Source organism: Spirosoma taeanense (genome assembly GCF_013127955.1).
In the GTDB taxonomy this organism is placed as follows: Bacteria; Bacteroidota; Bacteroidia; order Cytophagales; family Spirosomataceae; genus Spirosoma; species Spirosoma taeanense.
Map to the genome: position 1 here is coordinate 2,868,074 of NZ_CP053435.1, position 24,294 is coordinate 2,892,367.

The window sequence follows — 24,294 nt, forward strand, 5'->3', positions numbered from 1 at the left end:
TAGTTATCGTTACTGATCACTTTCCGCGTAATGCACGTTTAGGGCGGCTTTGTACGTAGAAAACTGCCGTTGGTTCACCAGCTTATCCGTGGTTATCTCGATCAGCTTGGCCTGCTCGCTTACCTGGAAAAAGTCGGGGAGGAGCGAGGTGAGCGTTTCGATCGAATCGCAGTGCTCATACACAAGCCGGGCGTCGCTGGCGGTATTGCGGGCCGTATACCCATGCGGAGTTTCGAAATACGTTACGAGTTCGGGTTGTCGCCCGGGACCGTCAATGAGCCGGAAGATGTGCCCGCTGTCGTTGTTGAGCAGGACGATCCGGAGGTTAGCCGGAACGGGGGCCGACCAGAGGGCGTTCCGGTCGTAGAAGAAAGCCACATCCCCAATAAGCAGCGTAACGATTCGCTCGGTAGCGAGGGCGGCTCCAACGGCCGTACTCAGACAGCCGTCAATCCCGCTGACACCCCGGTTTACCGAAACCTGAATGCCCTGCCGTTCGTCGAGGCCGCAGAGATTGGCGTAACGGATAGGCATACTATTCGCCAGATGCAGGATGGAGTTCTCTGGAAGCTGGTCGAGCACCTGCTGAACGGCCGACCAGTCCGTCAGGGGTTGATTAACCGCGTCGAGAGTCTGGTGAATGAGCCGGGCGGCCTGCTGGTCGGCAGTCTGCCACTGGCGCAGATACGCTCCCGCATCTTCGTCTTCGGCGCCCTGCAAAAATCGCTGGTAATCGAGGTCGGCGAAAAGTTTTTGCAGGAACGCCAGTGACTCGGCCGGAATGAGCGTCGTCAGGCTCTGAAACGAATCGGTAATCCGGTCGATGCTCGGCTGAATGTGCCAGTGCCGCAGGGCTGGGTAGGCTCGGAAAAAGGTTTTTAGATTACGGGTCAGAAACGAGCCGCCCAGCGTAATCAGCAGATCGGGTCGGAGTTGCCGGCCCCGGTCGGCGGATAAACCCGACAGGAACGTATCCGTATGGGTAATAAACTGGCCATTGTGGGCGAGATTACTAACGATCTCGCCCACAATCGGTACGCTAAACTCTTCGCTGATCTGACGTAATAGCTGGCTTAACGCCGGATCGCGGGGGAGTTGCCCAACGGCAATCAGGATCCGTTCGGTCTGATCCCATTCGTCGAGCAGGGTATGCCAGGTATCGGGAGACAGCGTTGGCTGGGTCGATAAGGTTTCAATCACCCGAACCGGTCCAAACTGAAACGACTCATCGGCGGCCGGGTAAAACGGCTCCCGCAGCGGAACATTGATATGTACCGGCCCGGCCGGAGCTAGTTGACTCAGGTGAATGGCTTCGTTAACCGACCGTTCAATGAACCAGCGGGCGTCGGCATGCTGGTAGTCAGCGGGCAGATCGTAACTGCGTTTCACCTGAGGGCCAAATACCCCAATCTGGTCCATCGTTTGTCCATCCTGTTGGTGAAGCCACTCATGGGGCCGGTCGGCGGTCAGCAACAGCAGCGGTATATGCTGGAAAAACGCTTCGGCGACGGCCGGAGCGAGGTTATAAACGGCACTGCCCGACGTACAGATGACCGCGACCGGCCGCCCGCTTTGCTGAGCGAGCCCCAGCGCTACAAAACCCGCCGACCGTTCATCGGCCATGACCCGCACCCGCAGCCGGGGGTGCCGCGCCACGGCCAGCGTCAGCGGAGCGGAGCGCGACCCCGGTGAAACCAGAACATCGGTAATTCCTTTCTGAACGAGCATCTCGGCCAGATCGACAATAGGCTGCAGGATAGGCATAGCAAAAGCAACACGGTTAAGGCTGCAAACATACGCAATGCCTCGTTACGTCACGGGCAAGAGATTGGGGTGGAGTTGGAGTCCGGGGACGTTATCGTCCGCATCTGTCGGAGATTTTCTGTTACTTTGTTCTAGAACCCGGCTTAATCCCACAAGACATTCCTGCGCCCGGTAAACGAAGCGGTCAGGATCGACGTTATAGAACCAAACCCCAGTCTTTAGTTTCATGAACCGCATCACGTTTGAGAACGAGAAAGAAATCCGGCTGAAGTCTCTGGCCGGTGCGTTTGCCATCAACCTGGTCCTGCTGGTGGTCTTGTTTTTCGTTCAGCTTTCCCAGACCATCCCTAATCCGCCCCCCATTCAGTTTGTGGAGGTGAACTTTGGTACCGATGCCCGGGGGAGTGGCCGTATCCAGACGTATAACAAAGCGTCTGACTCGCCCAACCCCGTTGACGTTAAAGCCGCTGAGAAACGGCCCAATCCAAAAGTAACCACAACGCCCCGCCTGGAGAAGTCAACCCCGACGCCCGTTCCCAAGGTGGAGAACGTAAAACCGGCGAAGGTAGCGGCCGAGAAACCGCTTATTGCGAGTAAAGCAGAAAGCCCGGTGACCACGCCCGAACGGCCCGAGCCGAAACGCGTGGAGACGTCGAAACCAGCGGCCCCCGTTGAGCGTCCGGCTCCCCCGGCACCGCCTAAAAAAGTGGAAACGGTTAACAACGATGCACTGTTCAAGCGGTCATCGGGCGGGGGAGGTTCGAATGGTACTGTCGGAAAAGCTTCCGGTACGGGTGGCAACAACAACGGCGACGACGCGAGTGGCGTCGGCGATAAAGGAAATCCCAACGGGAAGATCGATGCGAAAAGCTTATACGGTACTCCCGGTGGCGGTGCTTCGGGCGTAGCGTTCGACGTATCGGGCTGGGCATTGGCCGGTCGTCCGAACGTAAACGACGACTCCGACGAAACCGGGACGATTATCTTCAAGATTACGGTCGATGGCAACGGAGAGGTCGTCAATATCCGAACCCAGCAGACGACCGTCAGTCCGGCTGTGCTGGAAGTGTACCGGAAAGCCGTGCAGCGGCTGCGGTTGCGGCCCAAAGGCGGAGCAACCCCTCCGTCGGCTACCGGGACGATTAAATTTATTATTACCTCGAAGTAAATGCAGTACCCGGAAGCAATCGACTATCTATATAGTCGGCTCCCTGTTTTTCATCGTATTGGTCCCAAAGCCCTGAAGCCGGGCCTGGGCAATACACTCCGTTTGTGCGAAGCCCTGGGCAATCCCCAGCATCGGTTTCGCAGCATTCACGTCGCCGGAACGAACGGGAAAGGCAGCACGTCCCACATGCTGGCGGCCATCTACCAGTCAGCTGGGTACCGGGTGGGATTGTATACTTCTCCCCACCTCAAGTCGTTTACCGAGCGTATCCGGCTCAATGGGCAACCCATTGCCGAAGACGAGGTTGCTCAGTTTGTTGTTCAGCATAAAGATTTAATCGAAGCGGTTGAGCCGTCGTTTTTTGAAGTAACGGTAGTCCTGGCGTTCGATTTCTTTGCGCGCCAGTCCGTCGACGTCGCCATCATTGAGGTGGGACTGGGCGGGCGGCTGGACTCCACAAACGTAATTACCCCGATTGCATCGGTCATTACGAATATTGGGTTGGATCATACCGATATCCTGGGGGAGACACTGCCTCAGATTGCCCGAGAGAAAGCCGGGATTATCAAACCCGGTATTCCCGTAATCATTAGCGAAACCCATCCCGAAACGGCCGATGTTTTCCAGGAGGGAGCCCAGGCGGCCAAAGCGCCCCTGGTCTTTGCGGATCAGGAATCCCATGTTGCCGATGAGGGGTTACTAAAAGGGGTGCGTCGGATTCGGATTACCAGAAACAACGGACAGACGAATATCATTGAACTGGATCTGACGGGGGCTTACCAGCTGAAAAACGTTGTGGGAGCCTTAACCACAGTGGCTGTTTTACAAGCGCTCCTGCCCGTACCGGAAGAGGCACAGCTGATCGGCCTGCGGTCGGTGGTACGTTCAACGGGCTTAAAAGGCCGGTTCCAGACCCTGCAGGAATTTCCTCGCGTTATTGCCGACACCGCGCACAATCAACCGGGCATATCTGCTTTATTGACAACGATCTACTCGCTGCCTCATGCGAATTTACGGATAGTGCTCGGGCTAGTTGCCGATAAAGACCGGTCGAAGATTTTGGGCTTATTGCCTCCTGAGGCCAAGTATTACTTCTGTCAGGCCCAGACGCCCCGATCTTTACCCGCCGAAATACTGCAGGCAGAAGCCGCAGTTCTTGGCCGGATAGGAGAGAGTTTCTCCGATGTAAACTCCGCACTAGCGGCCGCTTTACAAAATTCATCGCCCGAAGACCTGATTCTGATTACGGGCAGTAATTACATCATTGCCGAATTAACTAATCTATAACCGTGACGCGTCGAAAACAGCATCACTTTCTGCATAATGTGGAAAGCGCCCATGTAATTGAAGTCGGTAAACCGCAGTATAAAACCATTAAGGGCCAGTGGCGAACAGACTATTTTAAGAACAATAACCCGATTGTACTCGAGCTCGCCTGTGGTAAAGGAGAGTACACAATTGGCCTGGCGCAGGCGTTTCCAGATAAGAATTTTATCGGGGTTGACATTAAGGGAGACCGGATCGCCCGGGGGTCTAAAGTAGCTCAGACATTGGGGTTAATGAACGTTGGCTTTCTTCGAACGGACATCAATTATTTACGGGAGTTTGTTGCCAAGGACGAAGTAGATGAAATCTGGATTACGTTTCCCGATCCTCAGCCACGCCCCAAACAAGAGAAGCACCGCCTGACCCATCCGCGCTTTCTGGCCGTATACAAGGAGTTGCTGGTACCGGGCGGTACGCTGCATTTGAAAACTGACAATCCGGAACTGTTCAGCTATAGTCTGGAAAAGATTAAGGAGTGTAGCTTTAAGGATTTACATTCGACAACTGATTTATATAATTCAGAGCTGAATGAAATTCACCTGGGTATCAAGACAAAATACGAACAACTCTTTTTCAGCAAGGGGTTTACAATTAACTATTTACAATGTAAAAACGGGTGAAGTTTTGTAAACCCCACCCGTCCATATCTTAAATTGTATTTTGTAACCGAAGCCTATTTAACATTGTGCACTTATGGATTCGTATTGTTAAATAGAGTAATGTAAATAGACTGAGTGAGCTGTTACTTTATTTAAACAGTTTGGTCATCAGGTCCGCAACGCGGCTTGAGTAGCCATACTCATTATCATACCAGCCAACTACCTTCGCCAGATTTCCGTTAACAGTTGTCAATCGGGAATCAAAAATGCAGGAGTGAGGATTGCCAATAATGTCAATGGAAACAATCTCATCTACGCAATACTCCAGGTAACCGCTCAGGTTAGCTTCTGATGCCTGCTTCATGGCATTATTAATTTCCTCTACGGAAGCTTCGCGCTTGAGAATAACGGTCAGGTCGGTTAATGAGCCGTCCGGCGTGGGAACACGCATGGCGTTACCATCGAGCTTGCCTTTCAACTGGGGTAACACTAAGCCAACGGCTTTGGCAGCACCCGTCGATGTTGGAACGATCGACAGGGCAGCAGCACGAGCCCGGCGCATATCGGAGTGCGGAGCATCCTGAAGATTCTGGTCTGCCGTATAGGCGTGGATCGTAGTCATATAACCTTTCTCGATACCGAATACATCGTCGAGAACTTTTGCCATTGGGGCAAGGCAGTTGGTGGTACAGGACGCGTTCGAAACGATGGTTTCGTCCCCGGTAAGTGTATCGTCATTTACACCAAGCACAACTGTAGGAATGTTTCCCTTAGCTGGTGCCGAGATAACCACTTTTTTAGCACCTGCCTGTAGGTGCATACCGGCTCCTGCTTCATCAACGAACCGGCCTGTAGACTCCAGGACTACGTCAATACCGAGCTGTTGCCAGGGGAGGTTCTTAGGATCGCGTTCGGCGTAGGCGTTAATCCGTTTTCCATTAACCGTCAGGCTTTCATTGTCAGATAGAACTTCACCTGAGAATTTACCGTGCACAGAGTCATATTTTAGTAAGTGCGCCAGTGTCGCATTATCGGTCAGATCGTTTATCGCTACGATCTCAATGTTTTCTTTTTCGAGGAGCCGTCTGAACGACAATCGTCCGATCCGTCCGAAGCCATTGATGGCAACGCGTATTTTTTCCATGAACTTGATAATAGGTTTGATTCGGGGCCAAATATAAGGATTAATATAAAGTGGAGAGTGTATTTACTAAGAGCCTAATTTTTAGTAAAATATTCGAACATTTAGCGAAAATTAGTTTATTTATTAGTAAAAGCTAATATTTTTTAGTTATTTTAGCTGAATTGACTAACAAAACTCCTGCATATTAGCTGAATATAACATAAATACTAATATTTACTAAATATAATTCGCTATTTTACTAAAAATATCTCTAGTAACTATTACGCTAAAGAGTAGGGGAGTAATTATTATCCATATCGAAATCAGCACTAAACAATTACTAAGTTATGATCTAAGTGTTGTGAGCAAACTACTGGATTTTATATGCTAAGCGTTATCAAAGGTTAGTTTCCACCAATTTTAGTCGATAAAATTTTACCAAAATATTTATTCTTCATTCCTTTCTCCATCTCTCAACTATTTCTTAGACTCATCATTAAGCATTGCAAATTAGATACTGGTGGTCAGTAACCAATCTTATGCATAACGAATCAAATCTAATTTGAAAACTAACCAACGAAGGCCGGAAGTATTCCTGGAGTAGCTTATCTCTTTTACGTGTAGATAGGGTATGATCAGCAGTCTGGTCAGTAAGCTCATTCATGATAATAGTACCCTATAAGATGAACCAGATTTGTCAAACAATTAGGTTACTCTACTAAGTTTATATTGAGTAATACATTTATCCGAAAGCTAGAGAGTAGGGCAAGTAAAGAGCAGTATCTTGAAGAGTTTAAAGGCAAGCTGCTGTACGTGGTTACGGATAACGAAAGCTTGCTATACGCTAGCCAGCGCATTCGGTTTTTCTAACGGTTTATTTGCTATCAAATCATAGGAGATTTATATCAAGCAACTATTACACAAATGACTTCATGCGTACACACATTTAAAATTTTTAAAAGCGTATGTTTCAACTATACAACGGTTCTCCTTACCTTTGACAAGCCAAGGAGATGATACATATATTATATACTGGTAAACAGAATTTTATTTTGGTATAATTATAAAAGTGCTGTTATTCAGATAGTTATAATCGTTTCTATAAACTATTACTTTAATATTGATGAGTACTGAAGTTGAAAAAATATGGGCTGATCGGGAGCTACTCGCAGAACCTGAGTCCCTGCAGTTGATTAGGGGCATAATTGATCAATTAGATAAGGGGGAACTTCGGGTAGCCAATCCGCCAGTCGACGAAACAAAGGAGTGGACCGTAAACGAGTGGGTTAAAAAAGCGATTTTACTTTATTTTGTCAGCCAGCAGATGAAGTCAGACGAGGTAGGCATTTTCACTTTCCATGACAAAATTCCACTCAAGACAAACTTCGCCGAGGCTCGAGTTCGCGCGGTCCCACCAGCCGTAGCTCGCTATGGATCCTACCAGGCTCCGGGTGTTATCCTCATGCCATCTTATGTCAATATCGGTGCTTATGTTGATGAGCGTACTATGGTCGACACCTGGGCAACGGTTGGTAGTTGCGCCCAGATTGGTAAGGATGTTCATCTTAGTGGGGGCGTTGGAATAGGAGGGGTTCTTGAACCACCACAAGCGGCCCCGGTCATTGTGGAAGACGGCGCTTTTATTGGTTCACGGTGCATTGTTGTCGAGGGTGCCCACATTGGGAAACGGGCAGTGCTGGGGGCTGGTGTTACCATAACAGGGTCTTCTAAAATTATCGACGTGACGGGTACTAAACCGGTCGAGTATAAAGGCTTTGTTCCCGCTAATGCCGTTGTTATTCCGGGGAGTTATACTAAACAATTCCCCGCTGGTGATTTTCATGTACCCTGTGCCATCATTATTGGTGAGCGTAAAGCTTCTACAGATTTAAAAACTTCGCTGAATGATGCCCTCCGGGAAAACAATGTATCCGTTTAATTTATTAACATGATACAATAATCTTGTCTCAATGTACTTTCACAAAAGTCCATTTACGTCTGTAAATGGACTTTTGTTTATTCAATTAAATTACAGATATAAATTGATGTATCATATCAGATTTACTTTTATATTTGACAATTACAAAATCACCTTTGCCATGAACATCAATGACAAGATTAAACAGATACTGATTGACAAGAACCTAACTCCGTCTTATTTCGCGGACGAAATTGGCGTTCAGCGCTCCAGTATCTCGCATATACTGTCAGGTCGTAACCGGCCTAGTTTCGACATTATTCAGAAAATCATCCGTCGGTTTCCTGAACTCGGTTACGAATGGATTATGGAAGAAGAATCTTCAATGAATATTCAGGGGGCAAATTCATCCGCAGGGTACATGAATCGACCATCTAACCGACAGCCTGCTGAGCGTTCGCAGCAAAGCAATAACCCCGCTACTTTCTCTCCACCTTACTTTAATGCTTCGCCCATTGGTACCCGTACAACGCAACGTACCGAGATTCCGCCGGTTAGTCCGGTTGCTTCATCATCCGAACTGGCCTCAGCCTCAACGAACGCCCCGGCATCAGTTACTGGTGAAAAGAAGGTTGAACGAATTCTGATTTTTTACACGGATGGTTCCTTCCGGGAGTACACGCCTGCCAGCTAAGTCATGATCATGATGGGAAAAATAACCTCGATCTGGCTAGTTTAAAATTTAGGGTATCTCTTTATAAGCTACTTTAATCGCCATTTAGATTCTAGTAGCAGTTTTACACCAATAGCTTTACGGGTGCTCCACAGCTGCCAGCTTGTCTCAGTATTACAGATTGCGTTCGGGATCTCATGAGCCTCAACTCTCTAAGCGCCCTGTATTGTTATGCTAAAGAAATAGTTTAGGCGCTTTTAGGCGGTAATACTCTTCGTTATTTGTCATAGGAATAGCCATTTCAAGCGTATTGAAGGGGTTTTTAAGCTAACTGCTTGTAAAGCAAGACTTTAGTGTTCCACGTGGATATTTTACAAATACGGTTGTGGCTCGCTTCCAGATACGCGTCAACGACACGTTTTTTTTGCCCCGTAAGAATTGCTCAACGGTCCTATAACGTATGAGAATACAGCCGTAACCAGCAACTGGTTTCCTAAGATTGATAACCTACTGTCTGTGTATTTGCCATTTGGTTTGCTCTTGAGACTTGTTGTATAATTTATATTATGTTAAGTAGAGTTTTTAAGAAATAGGGTCAGCTTCCGCCGACCCTATCCTCTATTTAATTACTTACTTTCTACGCAAACGATCTTCCGATCTTCGTACTGCTTCAGAATGTTCTGCAGGTTCGTCAAGTTCTCATTCAGGTCAGCCTCATCTTTAATCGACTTAGCTTTGGTGAAGTATGGCAACGCCTGCTTGAATTTTCCGCAAACCAGACCATCCGCTTCTTTACCACGCTTGTTGTACTCGGCCATGTCCATTTTATCGACATCCTGCTTCATCAGAACCGCTTCGTTAAAATAAACAACGCCCAGACTAAAGTTCGCATCGTAATTGTTCGGATCAACGGCCAGCGCCTTCATATAGTAATCCTTTGCCATTTTACGCTGCTCTTCCAGTTTGGGCTTTATCTCGGCCAGTTTGCCTGCGTTACCAGCTGTACTGGCGCTGTTCGCTGCTTCTTCCTTCGCTTGGGCATCCAGTTGAGCAACCATAGCTTTGGTATCGGCCTGCCGCTTGGTTACGTCGGCCAGCTGACGTTTTGCCTCTGCATTCCGGGGTTCTTTCTTTACCTTAGCCGACAGACGGGCTACCTCTCCGTTGATGGCGTCCAGCGCGTCTTTCTGAGCTGCCAGCTTGGTTTTTATGTCTCCTCCTTTACGGCTTTCACCTTCCAGCTTACGCACTTCGGTCTCCAGCTTGGCCGCACTGTTATCGTAGAGAATTCCCAGGTTCACCAGGTTCTGTACGTTGTTAGGATCCTTCTCGATCATTTGCTTCATGCCCGCGATGGCCTCATCCATCCGGTTCGAAGCCAGCATGATGTTAATCCGCTCGTTCGACAGATCTTTATTCCCCGGCGCCAGCGCTATTCCTTTATCGAGGGCCGTCAGCGCTTTATCGATTTCCTTATCATTCCGATAAAGCATAGCCAGCGAGCCATAGATCGACGCATCTTTCCCTCCGTTGGCAATGTATTTTTCCAGCTGGGTTTTAGCCGTTGCGTTGTCCTGAATCTGCTGCGCCCCAATAGCGGTGTACAGCGGAGCAAGCGTATCCTGTGGCAGTACAGTGCTCGCCAGTGTCATCACCTTTATAGCTTCAGGGTAATTTTTCGCCTGGAACTTGGCAACTCCCTGCTGCATGATCGCGTTATAGAGTTCGCGGCTTTTTAGGGCATCCTGTGCTTCTTTTGCCAGCCGACCGGGGCCCCCTTTTTTATCTTTATCCAGCTCAACAACTTTATTGTAGGCTTCATAGGCCACCAGGGCTCCATTTGAATCCAGTTTCATCAACTGGGGAGCCGAAAATTCCTGATAGAGTTTAGCCCGGTCCATCCAGGTGCTTGCTTTTGCCGACGCTTTCGGATCGGTGATCGCCTTATCGCTTTTCTCCTTGTCTTTTTGCTTCGACTCCAACATAGCTGCGTCTACGGCATTGGTGGTGCCCTGCGCCTGCTGGTTCTGAGCGTACGCTCCAAACGTCAGCGTGCACCCCAGCATTGCTAAAAAGATTGGTTTCATGTGTACTTTTGGTTGTGTGTTTTAATTTAAAGAACGAAAGTACGGAATCAATCCGTATAAGCATGACCGGGTATAAAATGTTTGAGCCGTTCAGAACAATAGGTCTCCCCTTCCCGAACGGCTCAACTATTTTATACTCCGGACTAGTCTTCAGTCGCTTCGACTACCGGAACAAACGTTTCCTCGGCTTCTTCCTTTTTGATCTTGGTCACCGACGATATCTCATCGCCGTCCCGTAAACTAATCAGTCGCACGCCCTGGGTATTCCGCCCGATTACGCTGATATCTTCGATCGGGGTCCGGATGGCAATCCCAGATTTATTGATGATCATCAGATCATCGTTATCCGTTACGTCCAGCACGGCGACTAAGCGGCCAACTTTTTCGGTCACCTTCAACGTACCCACGCCTTTGGCACCCCGGTCCGTGATCCGGTACTCCTCGATATCGGAACGTTTACCGTAGCCTTTTTCGGAAACTACCAGCAGCTGGGTATCCGGTGCGCCAATGCAGACCATGCCCACCACATAATTCGTTTTGTCTTCCTCATCGAGTGAGATTCCCCGTACGCCCGCAGCTGTACGCCCCATGGGCCGCACCCGGCTTTCGTGGAAACGGACCGCCTTACCCGCGCTCGACGCGATGACGATATCGTTATCACCGTTGGTCAGGCAGACGCCAATCAGCTGGTCGTCTTCATCGATCGTAATCGCAATGATTCCGTTCTGGCGCGGGCGGGAGAACGCTTCCAGCATGGTCTTTTTAATCGTGCCCTGCCGGGTACACATCACCAGGTAATTGTTGTTGATGTAGTCCTCGTTCTTCAGGTCCGTTACGTTGATGACCGCCCGTACCTTATCGTCCGACTCAATGTTGATGAAGTTTGCCAGCGGGCGCCCTTTGGAGATGCGCGAACCTTCGGGCAGTTCATACACCGGCAGCCAGTAGAGCCGTCCTTTCTGGGTAAAGGCCAGCAGGGTGTTGTGCATCGTGGCCGTGAAGAGATGCTCGGTAAAATCCTCTTCTTTCGTGGCCGCGGCCTTCGCGCCTACCCCACCCCGACTCTGCGAGCGGTATTCGGTCGTCGGCGTCCGTTTGATATAGCCTTCGTGCGAGATGGTAATGACCATGTCCTCATCGGCAATCAAGGAAAGGTCGCTGATGTTGCCGTCGCCCAGCGCGTTGATCTCCGTCCGGCGGGCATCGCCGTAACGGGCGCGGATGTCGGCCAGTTCGTCCTTGATCACCTGCCGCTTGCGGTCTTCGCTGGCCAGAATCTCCCGGTAGTCAGCGATTTCCCGCATCAGCTCGTCGTACTCGCCCTGCAGTTTGTCGCGCTCCAGCCCCGTCAGGCGCTGCAGACGCATTTCCAGGATGGCTTTTGCCTGTGCGTCGCTCAGCGAGAACCGCTCCATTAATCCCGTACGGGCTACCTCCGGATCGCGCGACGAACGGATCAGTTCAATCACAGCGTCGATGTTGTCGAGCGCGATCAGCAGCCCTTCCAGGATATGCGCCCGCTTTTCGGCTTCCCGCAGTTCGTACTGCGTCCGACGCGTGACGACCTCGAACCGATGCTCGACATAATACTTGATCATGTCCTTCAGGTTCAGCAGCATCGGCCGTCCCTTAACAAGGGCAACGTTGTTGATACCGAATGACGATTGAAGGGCCGTGTGCTTATACAGGTTGTTCAGGACAACGTTCGGGATGGCATCCTTCCGCAGATCATAAACGACCCGCAGACCGTCCCGGTCGGATTCGTCCCGGAAAGCCGTGATGCCTTCGATCTTTTTGTCGTTGATGAGTTCGGCCGTCTTTTCGAGCATGACCGCTTTGTTGACCATGTACGGTACGTCCGTTACGATGATCTGCGTCTTGCCCCGGTTTTCTTCGATGGTCGCGTGCGCCCGCATAACCACCCGTCCCCGGCCTGTTTTAAAGGCTGACTTCACGCCTTCCATGCCGTAGATCGTGGCACCCGTTGGAAAGTCGGGCGCCTTGACGAACTCCATTAGTTCTTCGACCGTAATGTCGTTGTTACTCAGGTAGGCCGTAATGCCATCCACCACCTCGGTCAGGTTGTGGGGGGCCATGTTGGTCGCCATCCCCACGGCAATCCCCGACGAGCCATTGAGCAGCAGGTTCGGCAGTTTGGCCGGCATAACGCTCGGCTCTTCGAGCGAATCGTCGAAGTTGGGCTGGAAATCAACCGTTTCTTTATAGATGTCAGCCAGAATCTCATCCGCAATGCGCTTCAGCCGGGCTTCCGTGTACCGCATGGCGGCCGGCGAGTCGCCATCAATCGAGCCAAAGTTACCCTGTCCGTCAACCAGAGGGTAACGCAGAGACCAGTCCTGGGCCATCCGGACCATGGTATCGTACACGGAGGAATCGCCGTGCGGGTGGTATTTACCTAATACCTCCCCGACGATACGCGCTGATTTTTTATGTGGTTTGTTGTAGTTAACCCCCAGTTCAGCCATCCCAAACAACACCCGGCGATGCACCGGCTTGAGACCGTCGCGTACGTCGGGCAGAGCGCGCGAAATGATGACCGACATTGAATAGTCAATGTAGGCACCACGCATTTCGTCCTCAATGTTGATGGGAATGATGTTACTGGGCGATTCGAGGTCGGGATTTTCTTCCGCCATGTGACAAAGGAGTTTCGCAGAAAATTACTATTCCGGCCCACACGCTGCGCGTAGACCGCTGTATAGACAAATATACAAAATTTTTAGAAGAAATGGAAATAATGGCACAAATACCTGCTAAAACGCCTGAAAACCGCCCTTTCGGCTGTGTTCCAATCAGATCGGTTTCAGCATAATCCACAGCCCTGTCGTCTATTTGAAATACAATTCTATTTCAACAAAAACGTATACAGATCAACCGGCTCATAGGTCAGGATTTAATCCGGGGATCAAAGGTGAACGGCTCGGTCTGGCGCAGCCGAATCCGGGCAAAATCCGGATGGGACGGATTCAGCAGGTAATTCCATTCGTGGGTGATAATCGCCGAGGGCACTTGCAGGACGGCTGAACGTCCGCTCCGAAGCCACTCCCCTCCTATCTGCTGGCAGAAACCATACTGCTGGAAATCAAACCAGTCAGCGGGTAAAGCCTCAACTGAAACCGCATCAACCGCCAGATCGTCGGGGATATCGATTAGCATGACCCGAAAGCCGTCCAGCAAACCTTCCCCACTACGATGAACCACGTTTTCCAGGCAGGCCAGTGCCCGACTGGCGGCTGTATAGATAACAAACTGCCCCCGGCTGTTCCAGCGCGCAGCCCCGCCCGAAGCCACCAGGCGGTCGGTATAGATAGTTTTGGCAATCCGATAAACAAGCATTGGAAATAAGTCCCGTCCGGTTGGCCGAGTTTCAGGCCAGATCGCCGTATTCAATCCGGACAACCTCATCCAGAATCAGATCAATACCGCCCGAGGTATGCAGCAAATCAAACGGAACCTGATTACCCAGCCCGTAGGCAGGTTTGTCCATCCACCGCCGGAAGGCCTCCGCCGAGCCAAATACCGATTCACCAGTCCGGAACAGGACCATAATCTTCAGGACTTTCTCGCTGTCCTGCGGGTTAAGTTTCCGCTGTTCCCGTTCGTACCGCTGAAAGGTTTTGAGTGAGGTGTCAAACACCTCAGCCAGCTGTTCGCGTTTATAGCCGGTCAGGTCCGCAATTTCAAAAAAGCGCGTCGCGGGAACCCCCTTCAGCGCGGAAAAGACGAGTGCGGTACGGTCTGGTATGATCATGGCGCAAATATAAGACTTTTGTCTCATAAACAAAGAAATTTGTCCCGGAGTTTCCGTGCGTTGGTCTGTTCGGAATTAGGTCAATACCCGCCCTGGGTTGATTATTGGCCCGATTCCGGGAACAATCTGGGCTAAGCCCGGTTGTAGCTATACCACGTTTTCCTATCGGGTGTATTGGCTCAGATAGACTACGTAGGTTCTCTACCCAGCATGGAAACAGCCTTACACGCCAGCACTGCGCGTAAATCTCGCTTACCCCTTCATCCCTGTTTATTTGCCCAGCCCCTCCCCGCCCCTCAGTTACTGCTAACCGTTGTGGTGCCGGTACGTAACGAGGCTCACCACCTGACCCAGACTCTGGACGCGCTGCGCCGGCAGCAGGACCCGCACGGCCAGCCCCTCCCTCCGGCTCATTACGAAGTTCTGCTGCTGGCTAACAACTGCACGGACCGCTCCTATGCCATTGCCCGTCAGTACCAACGGCAGTTTCCGGATTTCCCGCTGCATGTTGCCCAGATTGCCCTGCCCGATCACCAGGCTAATGTTGGCACGGTCCGGCGGCTACTCATGGACGAAGCCTACCGACGCTTGATGAGCCTGGACAAACCCCAGGGGATTATTGCCTCCACCGATGGCGATACGATAGTCGATCCGCAATGGGTGTATCAGACACTGCAGGAAATCGCGAACGGCAACGACGCAGTTGGCGGCCGGATTTTGACCCGGCCCGACGGCAGTCCGGTCCGGATCAATCATCTCCGGAACGTAACGTACCGAACCCTCATTGCCCGCGCCGAATCCATTCTGGACCCCTGCCCCCATGATCCCTGGCCGCGCCACTTTCAGCACTTTGGGGCCAGTCTGGCGGTTACCTGCGCCATGTATCGCCGGGCCGGGCGGCTGCCAATGGTGCCGCACCTGGAAGACGAGGCATTCTACCGGGCTCTGCTCCGGGCCGACGCCAAAGTCCGGAAGAGTCCGCACGTGCGGGTTTTTACGTCGACGCGGCTGCAGGGCCGGGTGGCAGTTGGGTTTTCGGAGCAGTTACGTTACTGGAACGGTCTGAACCGCACCGGCCAATATCAGGTTGTGGAGCCCAGCGAAGCCGTCCTGATCCGGCTTCGCAACCGGCATCGACTCCGGATTTGCTGGCAGGCGGGCGGCCAGGTGCCTACGCATGAACTCCTGGGGAGCATTGCTACGGCGCTGGGCATTCCGGAAACCTGGCTGCGGAAAGAGTTCCGGAAGTACGGGTGTTTCGGTGAGCTATGGGAACGAGTAGAGCAGCAGATGGCGGTTGGCCGGTGGTCGGCGCGCTGGCAGCCCGTGCCGATCACCACGGCGATTGCGGGCCTGCGCCGGTTCCTGCGGCTGCAGGCCCGCCTGAACGATGTTGCCGACTAAAGCGATCGTTTCTGAAACAGATCCAGCCGGTATTTTTCCGTGCGCTGGTTAAGCAGATGTATCAGCGGTTGGCCTTCCCCTACCGCATCCATAAAAAAATCGTGCACCTCGTCGCCCGTCAGCGGGTAATCCGGCACGAAAGGCGTCCAGTGAACCAGCAGCAGATGCCCGTCCGGCAACAGGTGGTCCAGCATCTGCTGGCGGGCGCGGTCCAGGTCTGGTTCTGCCAGATAATACCCGACTTCCGACATCAGAATCAAATCGAACGACTCGTCGGGGAAGCTCGCCGGAATCTGCATCTGTGCTACAGTAGCCTGCGGATACGGGGCCAGTCGCCGACGGGCGGCCTGCAGCGGCAGTTCACTCGCGTCCACCGCCAGCAGCCTGTCGCAGCGAGCCGCCAGTCGTTCGCTCAGCACCCCAATCGAGCAGCCAATCTCGAAGGCGCTGGCGTAACGTTCCCGGGGCAGGACCGCCAGCGTAGCCTCGTACTTTTCGCGCTCGTATGCACTGCTGGTGAAGTTCCAGGGGTCCTCATTGGCCCGGTAGACGTCATCGAAATACGCCTGCGGCAGGCTGGTCTTGGAAGTATTCATACGGAGAGATTGGTTTACAGCACTTCCAGAAACAGTTCCCGGGGCGCATCAAAATGGGTTAAGAGTTCGGGCGACAGGTAAAACGCCGTAGGGTCATCGTCGATCAGCCGGGTCACCTGCGAGCGGTGGGCCGCAATGGCCTGATTACGCTGCGCCAGAACGGAATCAATGGCTACCCGCCAGACGTTCATCTCGTCGGCCTGAGGCATATCGGCTTCGCTGCCCAGCTCCCAGAGCCAGATCAGGTACTCCAGCACCCGTGGGGGCTCAGTCTGGTTTTCCAGCGCGGTCTGCAGCATTTGCCACGACGCCCGGTGGTCGCGGTGCGGGTCCCGTCGCCAGGGCACCAGCACGGTCGTCGGCTTTACCCTCGTTAATACCTGCCTCATCGACGTAACGGCCTCCCTGAACTCCGGCTCGCCGGGCGTCGGCACCCGCGAATCGGGCAGTCGCAGAAACGTAACCTGCTCCGGCGCAACCCCCAGAATCTGCACGGCTTCGCGGGCTTCGGCTTCGCGCAGCGCCCGCAGCCGCTCGGCCGGAAAGCTCGGCGAGTTGGGATGGGACATACTGCCGTCGCTCACAAACAAAACGTGCACCGGATAGCCCGACTGACGTAACCGGGCGATTGTCCCTCCGCAACCCAGGGATTCATCATCCGGATGCGGAGCCACCACCAGCGTAGTGCCCAGTTGACCCAGATCCGTCAGCGGAACGGCCTGCTGCTCCAGCCACCGGCTTTTATCAACCCCAGAGATCATGAGCCGCGTCGGGGTTAGTTAGCACGTATTTACCAATATCAAGCAGGGTTGCATCGGGCGCGGGCTGACGCAGATACAGCGTCAGATCGCGATGAATCCGTTCGAACGGATTCGGACGCAGCAGCCCCCGGGCCCCCACACAGCGTTCGGCCAGGGGCATCACCCGCAGACAGATTTCTTCGATGGCCGTCCGGGTCATATTGGCATAAGCGACTATCTTCGCGTCTGCGGCCCCTTCCGCCAGCCACTGGTCGGTTTTATCGCCGGCCATCTTCAGCCACTGATTCCCGGACTCGATCAGATACGCCATCTCGGCCAGCCGGCTTTGCTGCAGCAGATCATCGGTGCGGTGCATGGCTCCCAGAAACGAACGGGTGGCTTCGTATAAGGCTTCGGCCCCACCCAGTTGTACGGCCGCAAAGCGGATAGCCCCCCCGCTGAAATAAGGTTGCTGCAGGTACTGGCCAGGCCGCCCCAGCAACGCAGATTCGTCGAGTTCAACCCCCGTAAAATCCATCCGGAAGCTGGCCGACGCCCGCATGCCCAGCGGTTTCCAGAACCGGCCGTCCGACTCAATCGGCTTGACCTGCTCCGTGGGGATGATAACCATCTGCCAGCCGCGCTGCGCGCCACCGGCGGAGATCAGTTCGCCCGTCACCAGCGGCCGCTGAATCCAGCCGGCCCCCGAGCAGAACGTTTTGGCCCCTTCAAGCCGATAGACGCCCCCGGTCATTTCGCCGATCTGCACGCCATCAGCCGCCTGCGTGTTCCAGACGCTGAACAGCCGGTTATGCACTGCCACGTCAGCGTACCAGTTCTCCCGCTGGGCTGGACTGGCGAATAAATGAATCAGGTACAGGGCGTTGATGTGGCCTTCATAGACCCGGCCAACCGCCAAATTAGCCGCCCCGATTCGCTTGAGCAGGGTCAGTAGGCGGGCCGTAGTGGCTCCGTTAAAATCCAGTTCCCGGCCCGGCAGCGTAACCCCCAGCAGACCAGCGTCGGCCAGATCAGCAAAGGCTTCTTCAGGAAACGCTCCTTCCTCATCCGTGTCCGGCGCCTTCCCGGCAATCCGACGTAACAGGGCCTCGAATTGATTAGAGTCAGCAGCGTCAATAAGATTGGGCAGGACCGGGTCCGTTTTAGTCGTAAATGCATTCATCGCCATACAGCGTCGCCCTACAGCGGTTGTTCGCTCGGTTCGTGTAGTGTCATTTTCAAGTTCCGCCGGCGATTGGCCGCGACGGGTGGTTGTCTGAACAATCCCTGAGGCAGTCTAAAGGATGCTGTTCCAACCGACTGGTACGTCCGAACTTAACCGTCTGTATGCGCGAACTGTTTTCACGGAAACTGCCGGGCGTAAAAAAACGTCGGCGAATAAGACATATCATCTTCGTTCTGCCGACGTTTTTTTACGTAGTTGCTTACGGTACCGCTACTGTACGGCCACAATCTTGAACTCGGTCCGTCGGTTCAGCTGGTGTTCGATTTCGGTGCAGTTCACGCCATCCACGCAGCCGTTGATGATCTCACTCTCGCCGTAACCGCGGGCGACCAGTCGGTCGGGCTGAATCCCCCGCGAGATCAGGTAGTCGAGCGCGGCCCGGGCGCGGTTTTCCGACAGGCGGACGTTATAGGTATCCGTCGCCCGGGCGTCGGTATGCGAACGCAGTTCGATCTTCATCTGCGGATACTCCTTCAGAAGGGCTACGACATGGTCCAGTTCGCGGGCGGCATCGGCACGGATAAAGAACTTATCGAGGTCGTAATAGATGTTCTTGAGCTGGAAAATGTCGCCCACGCCATACAGACCGAGCGAATCCGTAATGACTTTGGCATTTCGCTTTGGTTTGCTGTACTGGGTCTTTTTGGTAGCGTAGCGATCTTTCTGGGCCGTAATCGTGTAGGGCGCGCCCGGCTTCGTATCAAACTCGTATCCTCCGTCGGGGCCTGTCGTTACGGTCTGTTCGGATTTATCCTTTTCATTCCGCAGCGTCACTTTTACCCCAGGGGCGGGCCGCTGGTTAACCTCTGTCTTAACTACACCCCGCACGAGCATATTCTCGGCACGTTCGAGGTAAATGGATACGCTCATGACCGGCCTGGCCGACTGCGTCAGCGTCGAAAAACGGACGCTGTTCATGGCGAAGCCTTCTTTCACGGCCTTAAATTCGTAGTCGGTATTCACGTCCACGCATAGCTCTGCCCGCCCTTCGACGCTCGTCACGCGCAGGTCCTGGTTGGAGCCGTTCCGCAGAATCCGCACGTCGGCGTTTTCGATCGGTGAGCCCGTTTTGGCATCGTATACAAAGATATTCAGCTGCTTGCAGATTCGCCGGAAGGAATAGATATCGTCATCGCTGACGCCCTTCTTTCGATTGCTGCTGAAGTAGCCGCTGGTGCGGTACCTATCCGTGATGAAACCGAAATCATCCTTCTCGGAGTTAATGGGCGCTCCTGCGTTCTGCACCCCTTTAAAGGCTACGCCATCCTTCAGCTCAGCATAGAATACGTCCAGCCCGCCCAGCCCTTCGTGGCCGTCGGAAGAGAAATACAGGTTGCCGTTCTCGTCGGCAAAGGGGAACATTTCGTTGCCTTCCGTATTAATCTCCTTGCCCATGTTGACGGGCGTTCCCCACTGGCCGTTCTGGTACTCGACTACGTAAATATCCGTACCGCCGTAGCCGCCGGGCATATCCGATACAAAATACATTCGGGTATTGTCAGGCGAAAACGCCGGGTGCCCCACGGAATACTCGTTGCTGTTGAAGGGCAGTTCCTGAATGTCCACCCATTTCCCGCCTTTGTTGATGGACGAATACAGTTTGAGCTTTTTGATCCCGTCCGAGCTTTTCCCCGCTTTGCCTTTGCTGGTATTGTTGCGGGTAAAGACGATCATGTTCTGATCCTTCGTGAAGGTCATTGGCCCTTCATGGTATTTGGTATTCAGCGTCCGGCTGAACAGTTCAGCTTTCGTCAGGGGCTGGTTTCCGCTCCCCGCAAGGTCGCTGGTCGTGGGCCGGGTATCTCCGCTGCCGAGCACAGCCGCGTTGGCCGGCCGGTTTGGCTCGGGACTGGGCGCCCGCAGCTGCGTGGTATCGGGGTGAAAATACATGTCCAGAAACGGTGTCTGGTTCCAGCTGAACACCCGCTTCACGGCCCCTGATTCGTCGCGGGCCGACACAAAAACCAGACCGTTTTTATAATACATAGGGCTGAAATCCGCCTGCCGCGAGTTGATGGGCAGGTTATGGAGCCGGTACGACGACGAATCCTGATAAAAGCGGCTCATGTCCATGTACGACACGGTAAACCGGCGTCCGCGCAGGTCCTGACTTTGCTTTTCCCCGTACTGGCTATACATCTTCTGCGACTCGCGGTATTTGCCGTTAGCCGCCAGCGACTGCGCGTAGTACAGATACACTTCGCTGTCGAGGTCGGTATACGCCCTGATCAGATCGGCATAGACCCGCTCGGCGTTACGGGTATCCTGTAGTTTGCGATAGCTATACCCCAGTTTGGTCAGGGCTTCGCGGGTTTCAGCGGGGTCTTTCTGTTTGTCGGCCCGCAGAAACTCTTCATACGCCCGTATCGCACTGACGTAACTAAGGTTATCAAAATGCTTATTAGCTGCTCGTAAACGTATGCTTTGCGCCTGAGCCGTCAGGCTACCAAGCGCCAGTCCCGCCATGAGCAAAACCCGTACAATTCGATTCATGAATACACTGTGGTTAATATCCTATGGGTTTACGTTGATACGTATCAAATAGGATGCCAATTCAGGACCTAAGATCTGGTCCATGCCCGTTCCGCCCCGCCAGACTGCCCCCGAAACCTTAAACATACGAGTTTTCCGAATGCAAAGGCTCGTCAGCCTGCCACAAGCCTACTGCGCTACCCAGACCAGCCGTGCCACCCGCCTGGTTTGCGGAGTGATCCGGACGTGGTGACTGATGCGTCGGCCGATGACCCAGGCGATCTGTCCGCCCGAGAGCAGCAGCAGGGTTCCTTCCCGTTCGGCTCGGCTCAATTTCAGATCATTCAGCAGATCGCTGACGAGCTTATGGCCCTGCAGCCCCAGGGGTTGAAATCGGTCACCCAGCTGCCAGGGCCGAAGGAGCAGCGGAAAGCTCAGCCGGTCGGCGTCCAGACAGGCTATATTTGGGTCGGCAGGCAGTTTGAAATCGATCGGCCGGGGCATCGTCTCGATAGTCAGCCAGAAACGCCCCGCTACGTCAATCGGTGCGTCCGGCCAGACGTCCAGGCGGATTTCCGGCCAATCTAACGGTGTTAGGTGGGTCAGGAGCAACCCGCTGCGCTCGTGAGTCACCCGGTGCGTTGCCGACTGGAAGACCTGCCCCGGCGGTCGACTTAACGCGTCGAGCATCTGCCCAGCCTGATCCAGCGTAAAGCCGAACGGCTTCAGCCACTCTCCCAGCCGGAAGGCGGGTTCGGGCAGCGCCAGCAGAGCATTCGTTCGCAGCAGCGTTCTATCGCCCTCTGTTTCGGTGATGGTCTGCCAGGACCGGTCGAGTTCGGCCTGCATCAACACTTCGGCCGCCCGAAGCCGCCCGATCGTGCGCGGAAAGGTTTGCCACAGGCCCGGATTCAATTCGGCCAGGACGGGCACTACGTGATGTCGGATTCGGTTCCGGGCATACGTGTCGTCGGCATTGGACTGGTCTTCCCGAAAGGTTACTTGGTGGGTATCCGCATAGTCCTTCAGCTCATCGCGGGTTGCGAACAGCAGCGGCCGGATGACCGATCCCTGCCGGGCGGCAATCCCATGCAGCCCGGCCAGGCCCGTGCCCCGCGTCAGATTGAGCAGCAGAGTTTCCAGCACGTCATTCTGGTGGTGGGCCGTAGCCACGCTGGCGTACCCATGCGCCTGAATCAATTGCGCGAACCAGTCGTAACGCAGATCCCGGGCGGCCATCTGGATAGAAATACCCCGTTCGGTCGCTACGGAGGCCGTATCGAAGCGGGTCAGGTGAAACGGAACCCCGTACCGGGCCGCTATGTTCTGAACAAAGTGAGCATCGGCATCGGACTCCACCCCGCGCAGACCGAAGTTAACATGCGCCAGGGCAAAGGACTGTCCCGTTCGGAAAAAGACCTCGGCCATGACTACCGAGTCCAGGCCGCCACTGACGGCCAGCAGGACCCGGTCGGCGGGACCGATTAGTCGATTGTCGTTAATAAATCCTAAAAAACGCTGCTCCAACATCCGGTATCGGCCCGAAGCCGTAGTTTTGTCGTTATGGTTCGTCTGTTGTTTCGCTTTCTTGCCCTGCTTCTCGTTGCCGGATCCCTGTTCGTTTCCCACAACGCCGGGGCGCAGGTTGGTCGGCCGCCAGCGGGGGGTGGCGACAAAGTTGAGCTGCTGCCCGGCGCCGACAGTTTGGTTGGCTTAAGCCAGCCCGGTCAGGTCATCCGGAAAATCTATAACAACGTCCGGTTCCGGCAGAAAGGCGTTTTAATGTACTGCAACCTAGCCATCCAGAACGTAACGACCAACGTTATCGAAGCCTACGGGAACGTCCGGCTGATTCAAGGCGACACCATCAGCGTCCGGGGCGATACGATGTTCTATTACGGTAATACCCGGCAGGCTAATCTGCGCGGCCATGTGATTATGCGCGACCGGAAAATGACCTTAACGACCGCCCAGCTGGATTACGACATGCTGGCGGGTATAGCCCATTACCCCACCCCCGGCCGTATTGTTGACAAAGAAAACGTGCTGACCAGCCGGGAAGGTTATTATGATACCCGCAGCAAATTGTTTACGTTCCGCCAGAACGTCCGGCTCGTCAACCCCAAAGGTACGCTGACGGCCGATTCGCTGCTGTATAATTCCCTGACCCGCATCGCAACGTTTCAGGGCCCGACCCGCATTACCAACAAAGACGGCGTGCTGACAGCCGTGGCCGGTCAGTACAACACCACCACGGGCATCTCGAATTTCGAGCGCCGGGCCACCGTCGATACGCCGAAATACCGGCTCACCGGCGACACGCTTTACTACGACAATGTCTCCGAGCTGGGGATTGCCCGGGGGAATGTGGTCATGGTGGCTAAAGACCGGAAAGCCGTCATCACGGGGGATCACGTTCGTTATAACGGGAAAGCCGGAATCTCCCGGGTAACTGGCCACCCCGTCGCCCGGAGTATAGTCAGCGCTGACACGCTGTTTCTGCGCGCCGATACGCTGTTTTCGTTCGACAATAAAGTCACCAATACGCGCCGGCTGCTGGGTCAGAAAAACGTGTTTGTCTATAAGTCGGACCTGCAGAGCAAGTGCGACTCCCTGCTTTACGATACGGCCGATTCGACCATCTATTTTTATAAAAAGCCGATTGTCTGGAGTCAGAACAAGTACCAGATGGAAGCCGACTCGATGCGGGCGCTGCTGAAAAACAACCGCATCAGCACCATGTTCCTCAAGAGCAGGTCTTTCGTAATTTCACTCGATACGCTCAAAAACTTCAACCAGATCAAAGGCCGCACGGTAACGGCTTATTTCGTCACGAAACCCAATGCGGCACCCATGGCCAAAGCGGGTTCATCGGCCAGCGCAACCGCCGGTTCCGCCCGAAAACCCTCCCCGGCTGCAACGAAAGCCCCCCAATCCGGCGTATTGGCCAAGGGAACGGCGCCCGTGTCCACCACGGCTCCGATGCAGGAAGAAACAACCCTGGATCGGGTGATCGTAGAAGGCAACGGACAAAGTATCTACTATGCCGTCGACGAAACGAATAAGCTGATTGGGTTGAATCACGTGGAATGCAGCCGGATGAACATAGAGTTTGCCGACAACAAGGTGGGACGGATCCGCTTTTACGGTCAGCCGGATGCGGAGCTGATTCCGCCTAAGGAAATTACCGACGAAGCCAAACAGCTCGACGGATTCCGGTGGCGTGAAGCCGAAAAACCGAACAAAGCCCAGGTCTTATGGCTCGAAACGCCCCCGGCCGAACAGCCCGCGAATAAAAAGCCGTTAAAAACCAGAGCCTCAGCTAAACCTTTGGCTAAGAAATTCGTTCCAAGGGGTAATAATTGACTTATTTAACAATTTTTTAGATAGTACGCCGTTGACTTTG

At 53.6% G+C, this 24,294-nt stretch carries 18 protein-coding genes; 7 read left to right on the forward strand and 11 right to left on the reverse strand.

Features of this window, described 5'->3' with window-relative positions:
- Positions 1 to 9: 9 nt before the first annotated feature.
- A complete protein-coding gene (gene menD / locus HNV11_RS12045; protein ID WP_171739896.1) occupies positions 10 to 1,764 on the reverse strand; it encodes a 2-succinyl-5-enolpyruvyl-6-hydroxy-3-cyclohexene-1-carboxylic-acid synthase in 1,755 nt (584 codons plus the stop codon).
- Between the two features lie 226 nt (positions 1,765 to 1,990).
- Between menD and HNV11_RS12050 the strand changes: the two genes are divergently transcribed.
- Genes HNV11_RS12050 through trmB form a run of 3 tightly spaced genes read left to right on the forward strand, consistent with a single transcriptional unit; the run spans position 1,991 to position 4,878 of the window.
- Complete coding sequence (locus HNV11_RS12050) at positions 1,991 to 2,932, forward strand: hypothetical protein (RefSeq protein WP_171739897.1); 942 nt, start codon at positions 1,991 to 1,993, stop codon at positions 2,930 to 2,932.
- Positions 2,933 to 4,219 carry a bifunctional folylpolyglutamate synthase/dihydrofolate synthase gene (locus HNV11_RS12055; protein ID WP_171739898.1) on the forward strand — a complete coding sequence of 429 codons (1,287 nt, stop codon included), beginning with the start codon at positions 2,933 to 2,935 and terminating at the stop codon, positions 4,217 to 4,219. It abuts the gene before it with no gap.
- 2 nt (positions 4,220 to 4,221) lie between these two features.
- Positions 4,222 to 4,878 carry a tRNA (guanosine(46)-N7)-methyltransferase TrmB gene (trmB, locus tag HNV11_RS12060; protein ID WP_171739899.1) on the forward strand — a complete coding sequence of 219 codons (657 nt, stop codon included), beginning with the start codon at positions 4,222 to 4,224 and terminating at the stop codon, positions 4,876 to 4,878.
- A gap of 127 nt (positions 4,879 to 5,005) precedes the next feature.
- Here the strand turns inward: trmB and gap are convergent, their stop codons facing one another.
- The gene (gene gap / locus HNV11_RS12065; protein ID WP_171739900.1) at positions 5,006 to 6,001 is read right to left on the reverse strand and encodes a type I glyceraldehyde-3-phosphate dehydrogenase; all 996 of its coding nucleotides are present in this window, start codon (positions 5,999 to 6,001) and stop codon (positions 5,006 to 5,008) included.
- Positions 6,002 to 7,103: 1,102 nt separating this feature from the next.
- Between gap and HNV11_RS12070 the strand changes: the two genes are divergently transcribed.
- Both HNV11_RS12070 and HNV11_RS12075 read left to right on the forward strand, forming a co-directional pair.
- Positions 7,104 to 7,919 (forward strand): 2,3,4,5-tetrahydropyridine-2,6-dicarboxylate N-succinyltransferase, encoded by an 816-nt coding sequence (locus HNV11_RS12070; RefSeq protein ID WP_171739901.1) that lies wholly within the window; start codon positions 7,104 to 7,106, stop codon positions 7,917 to 7,919.
- A 160-nt stretch (positions 7,920 to 8,079) separates the two neighbouring features.
- Positions 8,080 to 8,592 (forward strand): helix-turn-helix transcriptional regulator, encoded by a 513-nt coding sequence (locus HNV11_RS12075; protein ID WP_171739902.1) that lies wholly within the window; start codon positions 8,080 to 8,082, stop codon positions 8,590 to 8,592.
- Positions 8,593 to 9,197: 605 nt separating this feature from the next.
- Here HNV11_RS12075 and HNV11_RS12080 read toward each other — a convergent pair.
- The 4 genes from HNV11_RS12080 to parS all read right to left on the reverse strand — a co-directional run bounded on the left by HNV11_RS12080 (position 9,198) and on the right by parS (position 14,430).
- Positions 9,198 to 10,658, reverse strand: a complete 1,461-nt coding sequence (locus HNV11_RS12080; RefSeq protein ID WP_171739903.1) for a tetratricopeptide repeat protein — start codon at positions 10,656 to 10,658, stop codon at positions 9,198 to 9,200.
- A 143-nt stretch (positions 10,659 to 10,801) separates the two neighbouring features.
- Positions 10,802 to 13,315: a DNA gyrase subunit A gene (gene gyrA, locus HNV11_RS12085; protein WP_171739904.1), complete on the reverse strand. Its 2,514-nt coding sequence runs from the start codon at positions 13,313 to 13,315 to the stop codon at positions 10,802 to 10,804.
- A 250-nt stretch (positions 13,316 to 13,565) separates the two neighbouring features.
- Entirely contained in the window at positions 13,566 to 14,015 is a 450-nt protein-coding gene (locus HNV11_RS12090) for an RES family NAD+ phosphorylase (protein ID WP_171739905.1), read from the reverse strand.
- A gap of 31 nt (positions 14,016 to 14,046) precedes the next feature.
- Positions 14,047 to 14,430 (reverse strand): type II RES/Xre toxin-antitoxin system antitoxin, encoded by a 384-nt coding sequence (gene parS, locus HNV11_RS12095; RefSeq protein ID WP_171739906.1) that lies wholly within the window; start codon positions 14,428 to 14,430, stop codon positions 14,047 to 14,049.
- A gap of 210 nt (positions 14,431 to 14,640) precedes the next feature.
- On the opposite strand from parS, the gene HNV11_RS12100 reads away from it, so the two are divergent.
- On the forward strand, positions 14,641 to 15,834 hold the full coding sequence (locus tag HNV11_RS12100; protein ID WP_171739907.1) for a glycosyltransferase: 1,194 nt from the start codon (positions 14,641 to 14,643) through the stop codon (positions 15,832 to 15,834).
- Here HNV11_RS12100 and HNV11_RS12105 read toward each other — a convergent pair.
- The 5 genes from HNV11_RS12105 to tilS all read right to left on the reverse strand — a co-directional run bounded on the left by HNV11_RS12105 (position 15,831) and on the right by tilS (position 22,517).
- Positions 15,831 to 16,430 carry a class I SAM-dependent DNA methyltransferase gene (locus tag HNV11_RS12105; protein ID WP_171739908.1) on the reverse strand — a complete coding sequence of 200 codons (600 nt, stop codon included), beginning with the start codon at positions 16,428 to 16,430 and terminating at the stop codon, positions 15,831 to 15,833. The two genes, HNV11_RS12100 and HNV11_RS12105, sit on opposite strands and share 4 nt — an antisense overlap.
- 14 nt (positions 16,431 to 16,444) lie before the next feature.
- Positions 16,445 to 17,191 (reverse strand): PIG-L deacetylase family protein, encoded by a 747-nt coding sequence (locus HNV11_RS12110; protein ID WP_171739909.1) that lies wholly within the window; start codon positions 17,189 to 17,191, stop codon positions 16,445 to 16,447.
- Positions 17,175 to 18,353 carry an acyl-CoA dehydrogenase family protein gene (locus HNV11_RS12115; protein ID WP_171739910.1) on the reverse strand — a complete coding sequence of 393 codons (1,179 nt, stop codon included), beginning with the start codon at positions 18,351 to 18,353 and terminating at the stop codon, positions 17,175 to 17,177. Before HNV11_RS12115 ends, HNV11_RS12110 begins: the two co-directional genes overlap by 17 nt.
- Positions 18,354 to 18,626: 273 nt before the next feature.
- A complete protein-coding gene (locus HNV11_RS12120) occupies positions 18,627 to 20,909 on the reverse strand; it encodes a carboxypeptidase regulatory-like domain-containing protein (protein WP_171739911.1) in 2,283 nt (760 codons plus the stop codon).
- Positions 20,910 to 21,077: 168 nt separating this feature from the next.
- Positions 21,078 to 22,517 (reverse strand): tRNA lysidine(34) synthetase TilS, encoded by a 1,440-nt coding sequence (gene tilS / locus HNV11_RS12125; RefSeq protein WP_240163405.1) that lies wholly within the window; start codon positions 22,515 to 22,517, stop codon positions 21,078 to 21,080.
- Here tilS and HNV11_RS12130 point away from each other — a divergent pair.
- Positions 22,452 to 24,254 carry an OstA-like protein gene (locus HNV11_RS12130; protein ID WP_171739912.1) on the forward strand — a complete coding sequence of 601 codons (1,803 nt, stop codon included), beginning with the start codon at positions 22,452 to 22,454 and terminating at the stop codon, positions 24,252 to 24,254. The two genes, tilS and HNV11_RS12130, sit on opposite strands and share 66 nt — an antisense overlap.
- Positions 24,255 to 24,294 lie beyond the last annotated feature (40 nt).

Excerpts from the sequence above, each read along its gene's own strand:
- HNV11_RS12070 (WP_171739901.1), top strand. The coding sequence starts at position 7,104 with ATGAGTACTGAAGTTGAAAAAATATGGGCTGATCGGGAGCTACTCGCA.
- HNV11_RS12100 (WP_171739907.1), top strand. The coding sequence starts at position 14,641 with ATGGAAACAGCCTTACACGCCAGCACTGCGCGTAAATCTCGCTTACCC.
- menD (WP_171739896.1), bottom strand. The coding sequence starts at position 1,764 with ATGCCTATCCTGCAGCCTATTGTCGATCTGGCCGAGATGCTCGTTCAG.
- HNV11_RS12055 (WP_171739898.1), top strand. The coding sequence starts at position 2,933 with ATGCAGTACCCGGAAGCAATCGACTATCTATATAGTCGGCTCCCTGTT.
- parS (WP_171739906.1), bottom strand. The coding sequence starts at position 14,430 with ATGATCATACCAGACCGTACCGCACTCGTCTTTTCCGCGCTGAAGGGG.
- HNV11_RS12110 (WP_171739909.1), bottom strand. The coding sequence starts at position 17,191 with ATGATCTCTGGGGTTGATAAAAGCCGGTGGCTGGAGCAGCAGGCCGTT.
- gyrA (WP_171739904.1), bottom strand. The coding sequence starts at position 13,315 with ATGGCGGAAGAAAATCCCGACCTCGAATCGCCCAGTAACATCATTCCC.
- HNV11_RS12075 (WP_171739902.1), top strand. The coding sequence starts at position 8,080 with ATGAACATCAATGACAAGATTAAACAGATACTGATTGACAAGAACCTA.
- HNV11_RS12130 (WP_171739912.1), top strand. The coding sequence starts at position 22,452 with ATGGTTCGTCTGTTGTTTCGCTTTCTTGCCCTGCTTCTCGTTGCCGGA.
- HNV11_RS12105 (WP_171739908.1), bottom strand. The coding sequence starts at position 16,430 with ATGAATACTTCCAAGACCAGCCTGCCGCAGGCGTATTTCGATGACGTC.
- HNV11_RS12090 (WP_171739905.1), bottom strand. The coding sequence starts at position 14,015 with ATGCTTGTTTATCGGATTGCCAAAACTATCTATACCGACCGCCTGGTG.
- HNV11_RS12050 (WP_171739897.1), top strand. The coding sequence starts at position 1,991 with ATGAACCGCATCACGTTTGAGAACGAGAAAGAAATCCGGCTGAAGTCT.
- gap (WP_171739900.1), bottom strand. The coding sequence starts at position 6,001 with ATGGAAAAAATACGCGTTGCCATCAATGGCTTCGGACGGATCGGACGA.
- HNV11_RS12080 (WP_171739903.1), bottom strand. The coding sequence starts at position 10,658 with ATGAAACCAATCTTTTTAGCAATGCTGGGGTGCACGCTGACGTTTGGA.
- HNV11_RS12120 (WP_171739911.1), bottom strand. The coding sequence starts at position 20,909 with ATGAATCGAATTGTACGGGTTTTGCTCATGGCGGGACTGGCGCTTGGT.
- HNV11_RS12115 (WP_171739910.1), bottom strand. The coding sequence starts at position 18,353 with ATGAATGCATTTACGACTAAAACGGACCCGGTCCTGCCCAATCTTATT.